The 15,059-nt window shown below is 40.9% G+C and carries 19 protein-coding genes; 5 read left to right on the top strand and 14 right to left on the bottom strand.

What is annotated here, in order from left to right:
- Positions 1 to 23: 23 nt before the first annotated feature.
- From QL229_RS00615 to sfsA, 8 genes are all read right to left on the bottom strand, one after another.
- Entirely contained in the window at positions 24 to 263 is a 240-nt protein-coding gene (locus tag QL229_RS00615) for a hypothetical protein (RefSeq protein WP_062564854.1), read from the bottom strand.
- A gap of 57 nt (positions 264 to 320) precedes the next feature.
- Positions 321 to 1,172: a pantoate--beta-alanine ligase gene (panC, locus tag QL229_RS00610; protein WP_135925988.1), complete on the bottom strand. Its 852-nt coding sequence runs from the start codon at positions 1,170 to 1,172 to the stop codon at positions 321 to 323.
- A complete protein-coding gene (gene panB / locus QL229_RS00605; RefSeq protein ID WP_138558378.1) occupies positions 1,173 to 1,967 on the bottom strand; it encodes a 3-methyl-2-oxobutanoate hydroxymethyltransferase in 795 nt (264 codons plus the stop codon).
- 29 nt (positions 1,968 to 1,996) lie between these two features.
- On the bottom strand, positions 1,997 to 2,485 hold the full coding sequence (gene folK / locus QL229_RS00600) for a 2-amino-4-hydroxy-6-hydroxymethyldihydropteridine diphosphokinase (RefSeq protein WP_135925986.1): 489 nt from the start codon (positions 2,483 to 2,485) through the stop codon (positions 1,997 to 1,999).
- Positions 2,486 to 2,487: 2 nt separating this feature from the next.
- Complete coding sequence (gene pcnB / locus QL229_RS00595; RefSeq protein WP_235383261.1) at positions 2,488 to 3,774, bottom strand: polynucleotide adenylyltransferase PcnB; 1,287 nt, start codon at positions 3,772 to 3,774, stop codon at positions 2,488 to 2,490.
- A gap of 292 nt (positions 3,775 to 4,066) precedes the next feature.
- A complete protein-coding gene (gluQRS, locus tag QL229_RS00590) occupies positions 4,067 to 5,011 on the bottom strand; it encodes a tRNA glutamyl-Q(34) synthetase GluQRS (protein ID WP_235403586.1) in 945 nt (314 codons plus the stop codon).
- A 25-nt stretch (positions 5,012 to 5,036) separates the two neighbouring features.
- On the bottom strand, positions 5,037 to 5,480 hold the full coding sequence (gene dksA / locus QL229_RS00585) for an RNA polymerase-binding protein DksA (RefSeq protein WP_135925983.1): 444 nt from the start codon (positions 5,478 to 5,480) through the stop codon (positions 5,037 to 5,039).
- A gap of 240 nt (positions 5,481 to 5,720) precedes the next feature.
- A complete protein-coding gene (gene sfsA, locus QL229_RS00580) occupies positions 5,721 to 6,440 on the bottom strand; it encodes a DNA/RNA nuclease SfsA (RefSeq protein ID WP_235383263.1) in 720 nt (239 codons plus the stop codon).
- Positions 6,441 to 6,589: 149 nt separating this feature from the next.
- Between sfsA and pepB the strand changes: the two genes are divergently transcribed.
- Together pepB and QL229_RS00570 are read left to right on the top strand one after the other, a co-directional pair.
- Complete coding sequence (pepB, locus tag QL229_RS00575) at positions 6,590 to 7,885, top strand: aminopeptidase PepB (protein WP_135925981.1); 1,296 nt, start codon at positions 6,590 to 6,592, stop codon at positions 7,883 to 7,885.
- Positions 7,886 to 8,087: 202 nt separating this feature from the next.
- Positions 8,088 to 8,654, top strand: coding sequence for a phosphoribosyltransferase family protein (locus tag QL229_RS00570; RefSeq protein WP_138558375.1), 567 nt, complete (start codon positions 8,088 to 8,090; stop codon positions 8,652 to 8,654).
- 27 nt (positions 8,655 to 8,681) lie between these two features.
- Here QL229_RS00570 and QL229_RS00565 read toward each other — a convergent pair whose 3' ends face one another.
- Entirely contained in the window at positions 8,682 to 9,338 is a 657-nt protein-coding gene (locus QL229_RS00565) for a Crp/Fnr family transcriptional regulator (RefSeq protein ID WP_135925979.1), read from the bottom strand.
- Positions 9,339 to 9,606: 268 nt separating this feature from the next.
- On the opposite strand from QL229_RS00565, the gene QL229_RS00560 reads away from it, so the two are divergent.
- Positions 9,607 to 9,843, top strand: a complete 237-nt coding sequence (locus tag QL229_RS00560; protein ID WP_235383264.1) for a uroporphyrinogen decarboxylase — start codon at positions 9,607 to 9,609, stop codon at positions 9,841 to 9,843.
- On the opposite strand, the gene QL229_RS00555 is transcribed toward QL229_RS00560, so the two are convergent.
- The 5 genes from QL229_RS00555 to QL229_RS00535 all read right to left on the bottom strand — a co-directional run bounded on the left by QL229_RS00555 (position 9,840) and on the right by QL229_RS00535 (position 12,712).
- The gene (locus QL229_RS00555) at positions 9,840 to 11,480 is read right to left on the bottom strand and encodes an amidohydrolase (RefSeq protein WP_199526291.1); all 1,641 of its coding nucleotides are present in this window, start codon (positions 11,478 to 11,480) and stop codon (positions 9,840 to 9,842) included. The genes QL229_RS00560 and QL229_RS00555 overlap by 4 nt on opposite strands.
- Positions 11,481 to 11,572: 92 nt before the next feature.
- Positions 11,573 to 11,806: an EF-hand domain-containing protein gene (locus QL229_RS00550; RefSeq protein WP_135925976.1), complete on the bottom strand. Its 234-nt coding sequence runs from the start codon at positions 11,804 to 11,806 to the stop codon at positions 11,573 to 11,575.
- Positions 11,807 to 11,810: 4 nt separating this feature from the next.
- Complete coding sequence (locus tag QL229_RS00545; RefSeq protein WP_138558372.1) at positions 11,811 to 12,044, bottom strand: EF-hand domain-containing protein; 234 nt, start codon at positions 12,042 to 12,044, stop codon at positions 11,811 to 11,813.
- A gap of 251 nt (positions 12,045 to 12,295) precedes the next feature.
- Complete coding sequence (locus QL229_RS00540; RefSeq protein WP_135925974.1) at positions 12,296 to 12,523, bottom strand: hypothetical protein; 228 nt, start codon at positions 12,521 to 12,523, stop codon at positions 12,296 to 12,298.
- Positions 12,524 to 12,532: 9 nt separating this feature from the next.
- Positions 12,533 to 12,712, bottom strand: coding sequence for an EF-hand domain-containing protein (locus QL229_RS00535; RefSeq protein WP_235383269.1), 180 nt, complete (start codon positions 12,710 to 12,712; stop codon positions 12,533 to 12,535).
- 359 nt (positions 12,713 to 13,071) lie between these two features.
- Here QL229_RS00535 and QL229_RS00530 point away from each other — a divergent pair, with 359 nt between their 5' ends.
- Entirely contained in the window at positions 13,072 to 14,529 is a 1,458-nt protein-coding gene (locus QL229_RS00530; protein WP_235383265.1) for a HAMP domain-containing sensor histidine kinase, read from the top strand.
- A 1-nt stretch (position 14,530) separates the two neighbouring features.
- Entirely contained in the window at positions 14,531 to 15,058 is a 528-nt protein-coding gene (locus QL229_RS00525) for a hypothetical protein (RefSeq protein WP_235383266.1), read from the top strand.
- Position 15,059 lies beyond the last annotated feature (1 nt).

Raw genomic sequence — 15,059 nt, 5'->3', positions numbered from 1 at the left:
TTTCAGTGCCTCGAAAAATCAGCTTATTTAACTTCACCTAATTTTTCTGCATTGGCTTTACATTGGTTGTAAGCTTCAATGCACTTGTTGCTACAGACTTTATGAACTAAGCCATCAGCCGTGCTTTGTTGTTCACAGCTTGCTTCGCATTGATAGTTTTGCTGAGCACATTGCTGCATTTCTGGATTGTCAATTTTGTTTGAGCAGGCAGACAGTAATGTCATAGCAAACAATGTTGCTGCAATTGCTGGTAGTTTTTTCATGCTTATCCCTAGTTTATGTCTATTCTTTGCAATCCATCTTACCCAGATTGTTGCTATTTAATCCAGCTCAACTTGTAAATTGTCAATTAAACGCACTGTACCTAAATAGGCGGCAGCTAAAATAACAAGTTGTTTATCAGCCGCGGTGGCTGGTTTTAGTGTTGAGCGCTCTGCAATCGAATAATAGTCAGGTTTTAGTCCTGCCATTTCGAGCTGAGTTTTTGCATCAGCCTCAAGTGTTGCGATGTCTGCGTTACCTTGTTTGAGTGCTGTTGCTGTATTATTTAGCGTGGCAAACAGCACTTTTGCGGTGTCTTTTTGCTCATCAGATAAATAGCCATTACGAGAGCTCATGGCAAGCCCAGATATTTCGCGACAAGTAGGTACGCCAATAATTTCAACTGGAATAGATAAATCGCGCGTCATGGTTTTAATGACTTGTAGCTGCTGAAAATCTTTTTCACCAAAACAAGCAAAGTCAGGTTGAACCAAATTGAATAACTTAGTAACAACCGTCGCAACACCTTTAAAGTGACCAGGACGTGAGCCACCACAGTAACCCATAGACACACCCGGTACATCGACAAAACTTTGTTCGCCTAAACCATTCGGATAAATAGTCTCAACAGAAGGGGTAAACACAATGTCAGTACCAAGATCTGCTAAACCTTGCTTGTCTTCGTTCAACGTACGTGGGTAGCTATCAAGGTCTTCATTGGCACCGAACTGCATCGGGTTTACAAAAATACTTACAACGACTTTATCAGCCAGTGTTTTGGCTTTTTCAACAAGTGAAAAGTGGCCTTGATGTAAATTGCCCATGGTTGGCACAAGCGCAATGCTCAGGCCTGCTTGACGCCATGCTTTTACTTGGCTGCGTAACGATTTGATTTCAGTGATTGATTGCATTTATTTAAACTCGTGTTCGGCACTTGGGAAAGCACCACTTTTTACATCTTCACAATACTTTTGCACTGCTGCTGGCATATTGCCTGTCTCTAATAAAAAGTTTTTTGAGAACTTAGGAATATAGCCTGCTGAAATGCCAACTAAGTCGTGCATTACTAAAATTTGTCCATCAGTTTGATTGCCAGCACCAATACCAATAGTTGGAATGCTTAGTTCATCAGTAATACGCTTAGCAAGCTCACTTGGTATGCATTCTAATACGATAAGTTGCGCGCCGGCTGCTTCAAGGGCTTTTGCATCACTGACCATTTTATCAGCTTGAGACTGCTCGCGGCCTTGAATTTTAAAGCCACCAAAAACATGGACAGATTGCGGCGTTAACCCCAAATGACCGCAAACTGGAATACCTTGTTGCGTCATAGCCTTGATGCTGTCGTGCAGCCACTCACCGCCTTCAAGCTTGATCATATTAGCGCCTGCACGCATTAGCTCTGCAGCATTTTTACACGCATCAGTTGGGTTGGCATAGGTCATAAATGGTAAGTCAGCAATCACAAACAATTCACGGCTACCGGCACGTACGCAGCGTGTGTGATAAGCAATCTCACTGTTGGTTACTGCTAATGTGTCATCACCACCTTGCAATACCATTCCTAAAGAGTCACCGACTAAAATCACCTCGACGCCATTATCATGAAACAATTTAGCAAAACTGGCATCGTAGGCTGTTAATGCGGTGATTTTTTGTTGTTCTTGTTTCATTTTATTGAGAGTTGAAACGGTGATTTTAGACATAATTTCCTCTAAGGCTTTGCCTTGGTTGATTACTGCTGAGGGAGTTGTTGTAAACCGTTTAAAGGCAACGTTTTTGTTATATCAGCAAGTGATTGATTGTTCGGTAAAATGAGTGATGGCGCGATTTCAAGTAGCGGATACACCACAAATTCTCGCTCTGTTAGGCCGTAATGAGGCACGGTTAGGCGAGGGGTGTCGATCACATCATTGGCGAACAATAAAATATCTATATCAAGGGTACGTGGACCCCAGCGTTCTTCTTTACGTACTCGACCATGTTCAAGTTCAATAGCTTGAGTTAAATCAAGTAGCTGTTCAGGTTGTAATGCTGTTTTAACACAGGCTACGGCATTTACATAGTCAGGTTGATCCTGTGGTCCCATAGGTTTACTTGCGTAATCGTGCGAGACACAGACAAACTCAACTTCCTTTAAGGCTTTTAACGCTTCAACGGCTGCATGAATTTGTTTACGTGGCGCATTTAAATTAGCGCCTAATCCTAAATAAACCGTGTTCATACTTAATCAGCTTTTTTCTTGCGAGGGCGGCGGCGACGCTTCGGCCCACCTTGATGGCCGAGGTTTTTAACCATTTCTTTTTGCCCGTTGATGTCTTGGCTTAGGTAGGTTGTCCACCAAGTTGCCAGCTCTTCGTGCTGCTCTTCACCAGCTTGAACTCGAAGTAGTAAGAAGTCATAAGCTGCTTTAAAACGTGGTTGTTGCGTTAGCCTGTAGGCGCGCTGACCACCTCGTTTATCAAGACGTTGCTGAATATGCCAAATATCACGAGCACCTAATGTAAAGCGTTTTGGTACTGCAACATGTTGCGCGTTCTCACTGAGTACTTTATTCATTGCTTGCGCAAATGCATCGTATTCTGACAGTTGGTCGCGCTGTTGTAGTTTCTTCGCAATATTAAGTAGTGGAAACCACAATATAGCGGCAAAAATAAAGGCCGGAGTGACTTTTTTATCGGCATTAATACGCTTATCTGTGTTTTTAAACATTTGCAGAATAAACGCATGCTCAATGCCATCTGGGTTAGCATCTAAGATTTTATCAAGCGCAGGAAAGAGCGCTTTGAATAACCCATATTGGCGGAGCATTAAATAGTTTTCTTCTGCTTTGCCGTTTAAGAACAGTTTAAGTGACTCTTCAAATAAACGCGCTGGCGGAATATGATCTAGTAAATTAGCAAGGCCTTTAATGGGTTTTTCTGTGGCAGGCGCTATGCTCATGCCCAACTTTGTTGCAAACCTAACCGCGCGTAACATACGCACAGGGTCTTCACGGTAACGGGTTTCTGGGTCGCCAATCAGCTCGATTTGCTTCGCTTTTATTGCGCTGATACCGTTAGCGTAATCATAAATGCAAAAGTCGTTAATCGAGTAGTACAGTGCATTTATTGAAAAGTCACGGCGTTCAGCATCTTCTTCAATACTGCCGTAGACATTATCGCGCAGGAGTTGCCCGTGTTCGCTTGATTGGCTTATTTGATTTTTACTTTCATCCGCTTCATGGTGACCACGCATGGTAGCAACTTCGATGATTTCGCGACCAAACACAATATGCGCTAGGCGAAAGCGACGGCCGATTAGTCGACAATTACGAAAGAGTTTTTTAATTTGCTCAGGCGTTGCATTAGTTACAACATCAAAATCTTTTGGTTGCTGGCCTAACAATATATCTCGAATACAACCACCTACTAGATAGGCATCAAACCCACCTTCTTTAAGGCGGTATAATACTTTGATTGCATTTGGGCTAAATTGTTTGCGTGAAATACCATGTTCACTGCGCTCGATCACCAAAGGTAACTCGCTCGTTTGTACAGCATTACTGGATGTCGTGGCATTTGGGCCAATAATCTGCCGACAAAATTGAAAAAGCTTGGAAATAATAATCTGTCTCCTACGACGCGGACTCTGCGACTCATCAAGTATAGCGCTTGTTTGTTACTTCGCCGATGAGAGATTGACTCGATAACGGAGTGTTTAATATGACGCTAAAGCAAGGTGTTGATGAATCGTACACTTTGGGTCGCTATCATATACCAGCGTGGCTGAAAAATTAAGTTACTCTACCTTTAAAATTGGCAATTTATTTTGTAATAGTAAGAAAGTCACAAAAAGCTGAGTTAGGATCCTCACTAACTTGGATTTCTAGGCTCTTAGGAACCAGTTCCATACGATAGGTTTTAATTGCCCACTCAAGCATTTGCTCAATGCTTAACGAGAGGATGGATGCCTCAGGCTGTAATCCTAAAAAGCGCAAGGCATCAAACAGTGCAGGTTTAGGATCTTTTTTAGAAATGGCCGGCGCATAATTTTGTTTTGACAATTTAAAACCCGGTTTTGCAACCGCAAGGGGTAAATGTGCATACTGCGGAGCCGGTTGATTAAGTTGCTTAAATAAGCTTAGCTGCCTAGCTGTGGGCTCAAGTAGATCCGCGCCGCGAACAACATGAGAAATACCTTGTGCAATATCATCAACAACCACAACCAGTTGATAGGCGAATAATCCATCACTGCGTTTAATTAGATAATCTTCTTGTGCAAGCTGGTTGTCTACATGGATCTCACCTTGAATTAAATCATCATAGTTGCTGGTAGCAAATTGCTGGGTTAAACGCAGCGCTGAATCAGCTAAAGAATGATTTTTATGTCGGCAATGACCTTGGTAAATGCCCCCGATAGCTTTAATTTCTTTACGGGTGCAATGGCATGCATAAACAAGGTTTTGAGAAATGAGTTCATCAACAATAGCTTGGTACTGTTCATGACGTTGGGTTTGGTAGATTACGCTTTCATCCCAGTGCAGGCCGTAAGCCTCTAGGGTGTGTAATATGTCGTCGCTAGCACCATTTACAACACGCGTTGTGTCGATATCTTCAATGCGTACTAACCATTTTCCTTGATTGGCTTTTGCATCAAGGAAGCTCCCCACAGCCGCTATAAGTGAACCAAAGTGCAATGGCCCCGAAGGGGATGGCGCAAAGCGGCCACGATATTCACGCTTTTGCGTATTAACGGCTGTGGTAGGCATGGGCTAATTAAGCAAATGGGTGTAATTAACCGCGTCCAGATTGTTTTTCTTTAATTTCCGCAAGCGTTTTACAGTCAACACATAAGTCTGCTGTAGGACGCGCTTCTAAGCGGCGGATACCAATTTCGATACCACATGATTCACAAAAACCAAAGTCATCTTCTTTGATTAGTTGAATCGTTTTTTCAATCTTTTTGATCAGTTTACGTTCACGGTCACGAGTACGAAGTTCTAATGAGAATTCTTCTTCTTGTGCTGCACGGTCTACTGGATCTGGAAAGTTAGCTGCCTCGTCTTGCATATGCGATTTAGTGCGGTCAACTTCGTTACGTAAATCATTACGCCAAGCTTCTAAAATTTTTTTGAAATGAGCACGTTGTGCTTCATTCATATACTCTTCACCTGGCTGTTCTTGGTATGGTTCCAACCCGGCCTGAGCCAATAACCCTAGTCTTTTTTGGTCTGGCATAACTTTCTCCTAAATCCTTAATATTTTGCCCAGCGTTAGCCGGCGGCTATAAATAGCAGAATCATTAGATTGAGGCAAATTTATTTTAGCTTAATTTATATGCCTCGACCCCTGATTGCATAAATTGCCATGAGTAGAGCCACTACTCATAATTTTAATAAATTTGCTAAGTTATATAGGCAAAAAAAAATAATACAACTTAAATCGTGTTTTTTATTGTCATTTTAGTAAAAGAGTTGGTTAGCTCAGAAAATCACATTTTTCTTGCAGTTTAATTTCTTCAGCAGAAATTTTTGCTTTGTAAGCAATGACTTCAACACCATTTTCTATTGCATCTGTTAAAAGCTGAGCGTATTTAGGATCGATATGTGCAGCCGCACTTACTTGGTTGATACCTTCATGTAAAACGGCAAAAAATAGCACTGCACGATACCCTTGCTGCGCCATCTCTATTAACTCTCGAAGATGTTTTTGGCCTCGCTCCGTTTTTGCATCCGGAAAATAACCTTGTCCAGATTCTGGTTCTGCTTGCGAAAGCAATGTCACTGATTTTACTTCTACGTAGCAGTGGGGTTTGTGTTCATCTGTTAATAAAAAATCGATACGACTATTTTCTTGGCCGTACTTTACTTCTGAGTTTAGGGTTTGATAGTCAGCAAGCTCTTTAATCACCCCATTTTGCACTGCCTCGTGGACAACTTGATTGGCAATAGCGGTATTGACACAGATAAGCTGATTAAACGTGTTTTCAGTTAATTGTAAAGAGTGGGGATACTTACGTTTAGTGTTGTCACTCGTTGAGTAATAAGCGTTAAAGCCGGGTTCTGCACAACCAGTCATTTTACCAGTGTTAGCGCAGTGAGCGGTAAACTCGTGACCACAAGGCGTTTTTAAATCAGCTAAGAAGCGCTTATAGCGCTTGAGTAAAGTGGCAGATTGTAATGGTGGCGTAAATTTCATGGCGTTATTGGATCGCTTTTAATTTTTGTATGTAATTCAATACATGGACTGAACCACGTCGATATTGGCTATTTATCGCAAGCAGTTGGGAACTGACGCGTGCTGTAGTAAACTCGAGCGACAATTTCTAGCGCAAAGAGTATTCTAACATGTCAGAAAAATTTTTAGTTCAACTTAGCGAGCACAGTGCTGCCGCACATTGGGGCGAAAAAGCCACTCTTTCTTTTACTGAACAAGGCGCAACTGTTCATTTAACTGAGCATGATACACTTAAAAGTGTTCAAAAAGCAGCACGCACGTTAGCTAATCAAGGTTTAAAAAACATCGCGTTAGTGGGTGACGTTTGGTGCACAGAAACACAGTGGGCCTTTTACCAAGGTTTCGTTTCACCAAAGAATTTAGATGCGATTGAATTTGTTGAGAACGCAAAAACAGACAGCAAAGAGCTAGCTTCATTAAAGCAAGCGGCTACATGGGCTCGCCAAATGATCAACGGCACAGCCGATGATATCTTCCCTGAAAGCCTAGCTGGTAAAGCGGCTGAGTTTATTCAGTCGTTAGCGCCTGAGCATGTAAGCTATCAAATCATCAAAGGCGATGCGTTGTTGGAGCAGCAATGGATTGGTATCCATGCAGTTGGTCGTGGTAGTGAGCGTCCGCCAGTTTTATTAGCACTAGATTATAATCCAACGGGTGATGAAAATGCGCCAGTTGCAGCAGCTTTAGTGGGCAAAGGTATTACGTTTGACTCAGGTGGTTATTCAATCAAACCAAGTGAAGGCATGCTAGGCATGAAGTGCGATATGGGTGGTGCTGCAACAGTAACAGCAGGCTTAGCGCTTGCTATCAGCCGTGGTATCAACAAGCGTATTAAATTGTTCTTATGTTGTGCAGAAAACCTTATTTCAGGTCATGCCTACAAACTTGGTGATATCTTAACTTACAAAAATGGCACCACAGTTGAAATCGTTAATACTGACGCTGAAGGCCGTTTAGTACTAGCTGATGGCTTAATGGCTGCGGGTGAGTCTGGCGCGCCATTAATTATTGATGCAGCAACGCTAACAGGCGCTGCACTTGTTGCTGTTGGTCAAGAGTACAACGCACTGTTTGGTCTTGATAAAGAGCTAGTACGTGACGTACAGGAATTTGCAGAGCAAGAAATGGAAGCGGCTTGGCCTCTACCTCTTGAAAAGTGGCATCAACAAAACTGCCCATCACCATATGCAGATACAGCAAATAGCCGTCCTCAAAAAGGGGGGGGCTTCGGTGGTGCTTCTAACGCGGCTGGTTTCTTATCACGCTTTGTGCCAAATGAAGGCAAAGGTTGGGTGCACATTGACCTTGCTGCAGCATTTAACATGGGTAGCACAAGCGAGTGGGCTGCAGGCGCTACAACACAAGGTATGCGTACCGTTGCAAGAACGTTACTAGAAAAAGCATAAGTAATTTCCTTGTAGCTAATTAAGCGCCTTAACTTTACCTAAAGTTAAGGCGCTTTTTTGATCTAAAGAGTAATTTTACAAACTGATACAAGCTTTTTTGAGTAAATTAGTATAAAATCCCGCCCCACATTTTCTCATCCTGTGGTTAGTTTTTATTAAATTAGCTACACTTGAATGATCATTCACACTGGGGTCTCTATTTATGTCAGATAAGTGCTATATCACAGCGCAGCAGCTTCTTGAAGATTCATTTCGTGTTGCGGCACAAGTTTATAAAGATGGTTTCCGTCCTGATTTCATCATTGGTATTTGGCGTGGTGGCGCACCAATCGGTATCGCAGTTCAAGAATATTACGATTACAAAGGCATTGAGACTGATCACATCGCGGTTCGTACTTCTTCGTATTACGGTATTAACCAACAATCAAAAGAAATCAAAGTTCACGGTTTGCATTACATCATTGAAAATGCCAATGCAGACAACTCATTATTAATCGTTGATGACGTGTTTGATTCTGGCCGCAGTATTTTTGCATTGAAAGAAAAGCTTTCTGAGCTAATGCGTTTGAACTTACCACGTGATATTCGCGTTGCATGTCCTTACTACAAGCCTAAGAACTCAAAGGTAGATATGGTACCTGATTATTACATTCATGAGTCTGATGAATGGCTAGTATTCCCGCATGAGCTGTCAGGATTAACACCGGATGAGATTATTGAAGGTAAGTCTGATTTAAAAAATATCCACGATATTTTGTTAGAAAAGTAATCCAAGTATTTCTTCGCAGTTATGCTGTCATAACTGCGAAAAACTCTCTACATAATCACTCAGTTTTTCAATATCAACAACTTGCAGGCCTTGATTACTGCGTTGTACTAAGCCTTTTTCAACAAGTTCTGTTACTACACGTCTATAAGCTCTTTCAGTTGTGGCAAAGCGCTCAGCTTCTGCATTAACCGTTGGATATGCACGCAGCAGAGTGGGATTGTTATTTTCTGCTCTCAGTAAACAATCTTTAGCTATGTTATAGCTAAGTGGTAAAAGTAATTTATCTAAATTTATTTTTTGATTTTCTTGGAATTTTGCAGCAATAGTTTGCGCTGTATATAAGCTCAGTTCAGGCTTTTCTAACAGTAGTGAACGCCAGTGCTTTAGTTCTATTAAGTTATAACTGACATCACTAAAGCAAGTTACTGTGTAAATACAGGGTAAGTTATTGAGCGCTTCAATTTCACCAATCAGGGTGTTGTTGCAATCAAGTTGACCTAATAAAAGGCGACGGCCATTACCCACATCATAGCTAAACGATACAGTGCCACTTCTCACTAAAACAAGTTTACTGAGTGGTTGATCTTGGTGAATAAGCACTTCTTTTTTAGCTTGCTGAAAACTACTGCCTGCAAATGTCAGTAGCTGGTCAACAAGGTAGCTTGAAAAATGATATTGAAACATTAACGCCGCTCTTCGGACAATTGTCCTATTTATTACATCTTAATGACGCTAGCATTAAGATTCAAAGAATTTATGCTAACTTACTAGTAAGGTGATACACGTTACTGATACCTTCATTTCCCGTGTAATGATTTTAAAGCTAAGATGATTTCTTAAGCTTTACAAGGTTTTTAGTAGGTTAGCTTTTTTATTTATTGTCAAAGTAGCACTGAGTGCGTCAAAAAAAATGACAAGCCCCAATGCTAACCTAAAGCCTAGGAGAGAACAATTGAGTTGGGAATATTTAGGCTATTTAGCATCTGCACTGTTAGTTGCTTCTTTGACGATGAGTGATGTGGTAAAGCTCCGCTGGTTCAACCTAGCAGGCTGTATTGCTTTTACCTTTTATGGTCTTGCAATTGGTGCCGTTCCGGTGGCCTTCACCAATGGCTTACTGGCATTTGTAAATATTTACCACATCATAAAGTTAAAGCGTCAGCAAAAAACTGACGCTAAAAACCCTTAATCCTCTTTTTTATATTTAAGCTCGCCTGCAATCCAAGTTTGAGTAACGCTAATATCGTGAATTTCTGATACAGGCACCTTGTAATAGTCTTTATCAATCATAATAAAGTCAGCCCATTTGCCTTGCTCTAAGCTACCAACTTTAAACTCTTGATGTGCGGCATAAGCACCACCTAAAGTAAAAGCACGCAGCGCTTCATCGCGAGATAATAATTCTTGAGGACGCCAGCCGCCTTCAGGCTGTTGATTGTGATCCATTCGTGTAATGGCTGAATATAAACCATCAAATGGGTCGGCAAGCTCTACAGGAAAATCAGAACCCGCTGCAATTACTGAACCTTGCGCTAAAAAGGTTTTCCAAGCGTAAGCCCCTTCAAGTTGTTTCTCAGTTAAACGCTGCTCAGCCATATGCATATCAGAGGTTGCATGAACGGGTTGCATTGATGGAATAATTTTTAGTGTCTTAAAGCGAGGAATGTCATCAGGGGCAACAATTTGTGCATGTTCAATGCGGTTACGCAGTAAAATGCCTCCTGATTTTTTAAACACATTTTCGTAAGCATCTAACACTACATGGTTGGCTTTATCACCAATGGCGTGGGTGTTCGCACTAAAGCCATGAGCAAAACTCAGGTTAAATAATTGTTCAAGTTTCTCTTGGGTTTCAAGCATTAAGCCATGATGATTTTTACGATCTGCATACTCTTCGATTAGAGCGGCACCCCGACTACCCAAGGCACCGTCAGCGTATACTTTGACACTGCGAATAGACAGCATGTCGTTCATATCTTTATAACGACCAGCTTTAAGCATGGCTTCTAGCTTAGGATCGGCGGCACTAAGCATGGCGACGATTCTAACTGGCAGGGTATTTTGCTCAGAACGCTGCTTATATACTTGCCATGTATCATAATCGATACCAGCATCATGGGTTGAGGTGATCCCCAAACTTAGTAAATGCTCACCAGCATTGTCTAATGCTGTATTAATGCTGGCATGGCTTACTTTTGGTACATGCTTTGTAATAAGCGTTTCGGCTTTATCAATAAATACGCCTGATGGCTCACCTGAAGTCAGTTTGATGATTTCTCCCCCAGCAGGTGAATCGGTGGCTGCAGATATCCCAGCTAATTCTATTGCTTTTGAGTTAACCCAGACCGCATGGCCGTCAACCCGAGAAAGTACCACGGGTTTATCTTTTACATATTTGTCTAAATCAGCAGCGGTTGGAAACTGTCCGCCGGGCCATTGTTCTTGGTTCCAGCCGCGGCCAATGATCCAGCCTTGTTTATCTTTAGCAAATTCAGCCAGCATTTTGCCAACCTCATCTGCTGAACGGGTATTTCTGACATCAAGTTGAGACAGATTATTACCTAAACCAATCACATGACCATGAGCATCGACTAAACCAGGTAAAAGAGTGGCTTGTTTGCCATCAATAGTGGTAGCGTCAGGGAAGCTTTTTTTAATTGAGTCATCGCCAGTTTTTACGACTTTACCGTCTTTAAAAACCAGTGCTGAAAAGTGTTGGGTTTCACCTTGGTAGGTTGGTGTATAACCATTTACATTGTAGATAACTGTGGTGTTGGCAAAACAACTCAGTGAAGCTGTTGCCAGTAGGCTGATGATAAGTTTCATAATCTTTTAATTATTTTTTTAATGTATGAAAACAGTATCAGAGTTGCAGTAAACTGCAACTCACAGAAGAAAATTTCGACTAAAAATAACGGCTATTTACTGGCATAAGCCTTGTATTCTGAGAGAGATAGCTTGTTATCTTTATTATTATCGTAATTACTAAACCGAGACCATAAAGCTGGATCTCGAGCAGATTCTGAGCGGCTCAAGAAGCCATCTTCATTACGGTCTAGTTGTTTAAATTTTTCACCAATACTATCTGCAGCGACACTGATTGTACTAAATACGCAACACATTGCGAGGCTGGCAAAGGTTAATTTTGACATTGCTTTAACTCTTATTTGTTAAGTAGTGTTTAAATTCAAGAAGCGATATTTGTTGATCTTTATTTTCATCCCACTGCGCCATATGCTTTTTTAAATGCGGTTGAGATGAAAGTTCTTCCAAAGATAAAAAGCCGTTTTTATCTTTATCTAGGTGATCAAAGCGCTGTTTTACATCCAATGCTAAGCTGTTGAAGCTTATAGTAATTAAGGTACATGAAGCAAGCCAGAAAATTCTCATAATTACTCTCCTTTATTAGGGCGCGCTGCCCTTCGGGTTCTTCCTAGGGGCGATTAACTCTTTGTTGCTCGATTTTTACTTAGCCCACTAGGTTACAAATCTCGCGCCACGATTGAATCGTCCCCAGAGTGAACAAATTTTAATCCACAAAGGTCAACACGCTTTGGTAAAAGTGCTTGCCATAATTTAAGTCCCAAAATTTAAATCCGTTTACACATTCCCTCTGGGATTATGGCAAGCACTTTAAGCCGTTAAGGTTTGAATTTCTCAAACTCTTGTTCAGACAGAACTTGATCGCCGTTTTCATCCAGATCGGCAAATTGCTTAAGTAAGTTATCGTGTTTGGTTGCTTCTGTTAATGAAATTTCGCCATCGGCATTGGTATCAAATTTCGCAAAACGCACATCCATTTGCGATGCTAAAACGGTGGCACTGATAACTAAAAACATCAACGAGAATGCTGCAAAAAGTTGTTTCATCACACACTCCTAATTAATAAATGATTTAAACTCTGCAAATGAAATTTGACCATCTTGATTGCTATCAATTTGAGTGAAGTTTCCATGTAATAAAGCGTCTTCAGATGCTTCAGCATCACTCAAAAAACCATTGCTATCTTTATCTAATTCATTGAATGTATCTTTTAAATCAAATGCATTACTGCTCATTGAAATTACACTCAACAGCACGGCTAGTGTGTAGGTCCTCGTTTTCATTTGCTGTCCTAATAAACTTATTTGTAAGTGCTAATACAATAACAGTGCCAACTTTTATTCTTCTTTTTTATCAATGATTTATGTTATTTTGCTGTTATTGGGTACGAAATAGTTACAGAGTAATGTGTCTTTTTTGCAACGTAATTATTGGTTTTTATTTTTTTATCTTAATTTTCAATTGGTTGTGTTGTTGCAAAATAGCAACGTTGCGCCTGATTTAGGCAGTAAGTTGTCTTTTTTCAGTTCGGATTCAGCGAGTGTCTAAGTTCATTCACGAATAATGAATGCCAGCGTTTCTTATGAGGGTAAGTATGCAAAGTAGCATAGTAATTAAGTGCAAACAGTGTTTAAGCTGGCGACCAAGCCTAATTGGTCAGTTTGTATGTAGTATTTTACTTTCCTTATTACCATTGTGTTTAGTGGTGATTTTGTTTTTAAACGCACTGAATAAACAGCTGGCTGTTACGCAAGAAATTGTGGGTGATAATGATGAAATCACTAAGGTATTTAACAATTTAAAGCAAGACTTAAATAGCCTTGAAAGAGCAACGCGGCAAAATTGGGTACTCAAGAGTGAATCTTTAGATACATTAATTGAAAATAAGTGGAGTTCATCAATTCAGCGTATTGATGAACTGATCTTTTTAAGTCCTACGGCTGATTATATTTTGCAGTGGCGTCAATTAGCTGAGGTACTGCAATTTGCACAGCAGCATCTTTTATTTGAACAAAAGCAAGATGGTGAGTTATTTGCCCCCGCAAGTAAGTTAATTAGTGAGCAAACCAATTGGCTTAGAGAGCAAAACGAATTACGTATAACTAAAAACCAGCAGCAATTAAAAGCATTGCAAACATCTTTTATTAACTGGTTAGTAGCACTTATTCCTTTGACTCTACTCGTAGGCGGAGGGTTTTTATGGCGGATCAGTGGTCGTCTACGAGAGCTAACGAGCGTGATTGATAAGCTAGGTCAAGGCCATTGGCAGCAAAAAATAAATGTCCGAGGCTCGTCTGAGTTAGTTGAACTTGGCAACAAACTTGAATGGGTTCAAGCGCAGCTACATATGCTTGAGCAGCAAAAAGATACATTTTTACGTCATGTAACTCATGAGTTAAAGACCCCACTTGCTTCAATGGTTGAAGGAACTGATCTATTAACAGATGAAATTGTTGGCCCTATTAATGATGAACAAAAAGCAGTCCTTGAGCTAATCACCCAAAGCATGGTGCGACTTAGAGCAATGATAGAAAGTTTACTTAGTTATAATGCGATTCGTACTAGTAAAGAGACAGTGACTGAGCTTAGTTTTGCCGCCATAAAAGATAAGATTGAGCGTCACTTTGAACATCGTCTAGTTGCACGTGAACAATCACTGTTATGGGTTGATGAGCTGCCTAAAAAAGCACTTTATATTTCAATTGAGTTACTAGAAATGATCTTGATCCAACTCACTTCTAATGCAATCAAGTTTTCGCCTGAACAAGGCTGTGTCACGATTAAAGCGAATTTCAAACATGGCAAACTTATTATCAGTGTTATTGATCAAGGACATGGAATTGATGATTCCGAAAAGGCCGCGGTATTTGGTGCGTTTTATCAAGGCAAAAATGCAAAACAGCAGAGCGAGATGGGCAGTGGCTTAGGTCTCACAATTGTTAAAGAAACCGTAGAGCAATTAAATGGCAAACTCTCTATTACAGATAACGAACCTCAAGGGTGTGTTTTTACCGCCGAATTACCAATTCAATTAACCCAAGGAGTTAACTGACATGGGCTTAGCACATAAAGCCAGTTTTATCCTCATTGCATGCTCGATGCTTATCACGGGCTGTACATTAACGCAAAAGAAGCCCGTAGCAGAGGTGAAGACAGAAAATAATCAGGTCGCATCGCAAGGAAAACCTAATCCTAAACCGCGCCCGAAAAGCGAGCCAAACTACCCGCCAGCAAGTACTGTGATTGCTTGGCATGCAGCACAGTGTGGTGGTTATAAAGCTAGTACGTCAAAGCTAAATTTTGTCGGTGAGAATGAATTGAAAAGCCTTTTTAAATCAATGTGTTTGTTAAGTGCTACAGAACCTGAAAAAGCACTTGCTCAACTTGAAAAAAGCGATCACGCCTATTACTGGCCTGACGATATAAAGCAGTATCTTTGGTTGCAAAAGCAACATTTACAGCAAAGCTTAGCAGCAAAACAAGCAAAGCAAGCGCTAAGTGATGAAATGGAAAAAACCTTGTCGTCGCTTGCGACTATCGAACAACAACTTCTGCTACGTGAAGAAACCAAGGAGCAGTAAT

Source organism: Pseudoalteromonas sp. PAR1, assembly GCF_947311895.1.
In the GTDB taxonomy this organism is placed as follows: domain Bacteria; phylum Pseudomonadota; class Gammaproteobacteria; order Enterobacterales; family Alteromonadaceae; genus Pseudoalteromonas; species Pseudoalteromonas lipolytica_C.
The sequence above is the reverse complement of the archived record's forward strand: the minus strand, read 5'-3'. Positions and strand labels throughout refer to the sequence as shown.

What these genes read in the sequence shown, in the direction of transcription:
- QL229_RS00615 (WP_062564854.1), bottom strand. Translation starts at nt 263, where the DNA reads ATGAAAAAACTACCAGCAATTGCAGCAACATTGTTTGCTATGACATTA.
- panC (WP_135925988.1), bottom strand. Translation starts at nt 1,172, where the DNA reads ATGCAATCAATCACTGAAATCAAATCGTTACGCAGCCAAGTAAAAGCA.
- panB (WP_138558378.1), bottom strand. Translation starts at nt 1,967, where the DNA reads ATGTCTAAAATCACCGTTTCAACTCTCAATAAAATGAAACAAGAACAA.
- folK (WP_135925986.1), bottom strand. Translation starts at nt 2,485, where the DNA reads ATGAACACGGTTTATTTAGGATTAGGCGCTAATTTAAATGCGCCACGT.
- gluQRS (WP_235403586.1), bottom strand. Translation starts at nt 5,011, where the DNA reads ATGCCTACCACAGCCGTTAATACGCAAAAGCGTGAATATCGTGGCCGC.
- dksA (WP_135925983.1), bottom strand. Translation starts at nt 5,480, where the DNA reads ATGCCAGACCAAAAAAGACTAGGGTTATTGGCTCAGGCCGGGTTGGAA.
- sfsA (WP_235383263.1), bottom strand. Translation starts at nt 6,440, where the DNA reads ATGAAATTTACGCCACCATTACAATCTGCCACTTTACTCAAGCGCTAT.
- pepB (WP_135925981.1), top strand. Translation starts at nt 6,590, where the DNA reads ATGTCAGAAAAATTTTTAGTTCAACTTAGCGAGCACAGTGCTGCCGCA.
- QL229_RS00570 (WP_138558375.1), top strand. Translation starts at nt 8,088, where the DNA reads ATGTCAGATAAGTGCTATATCACAGCGCAGCAGCTTCTTGAAGATTCA.
- QL229_RS00565 (WP_135925979.1), bottom strand. Translation starts at nt 9,338, where the DNA reads ATGTTTCAATATCATTTTTCAAGCTACCTTGTTGACCAGCTACTGACA.
- QL229_RS00555 (WP_199526291.1), bottom strand. Translation starts at nt 11,480, where the DNA reads ATGAAACTTATCATCAGCCTACTGGCAACAGCTTCACTGAGTTGTTTT.
- QL229_RS00550 (WP_135925976.1), bottom strand. Translation starts at nt 11,806, where the DNA reads ATGTCAAAATTAACCTTTGCCAGCCTCGCAATGTGTTGCGTATTTAGT.
- QL229_RS00545 (WP_138558372.1), bottom strand. Translation starts at nt 12,044, where the DNA reads ATGAGAATTTTCTGGCTTGCTTCATGTACCTTAATTACTATAAGCTTC.
- QL229_RS00540 (WP_135925974.1), bottom strand. Translation starts at nt 12,523, where the DNA reads ATGAAACAACTTTTTGCAGCATTCTCGTTGATGTTTTTAGTTATCAGT.
- QL229_RS00535 (WP_235383269.1), bottom strand. Translation starts at nt 12,712, where the DNA reads ATGAGCAGTAATGCATTTGATTTAAAAGATACATTCAATGAATTAGAT.
- QL229_RS00530 (WP_235383265.1), top strand. Translation starts at nt 13,072, where the DNA reads ATGCAAAGTAGCATAGTAATTAAGTGCAAACAGTGTTTAAGCTGGCGA.
- QL229_RS00525 (WP_235383266.1), top strand. Translation starts at nt 14,531, where the DNA reads ATGGGCTTAGCACATAAAGCCAGTTTTATCCTCATTGCATGCTCGATG.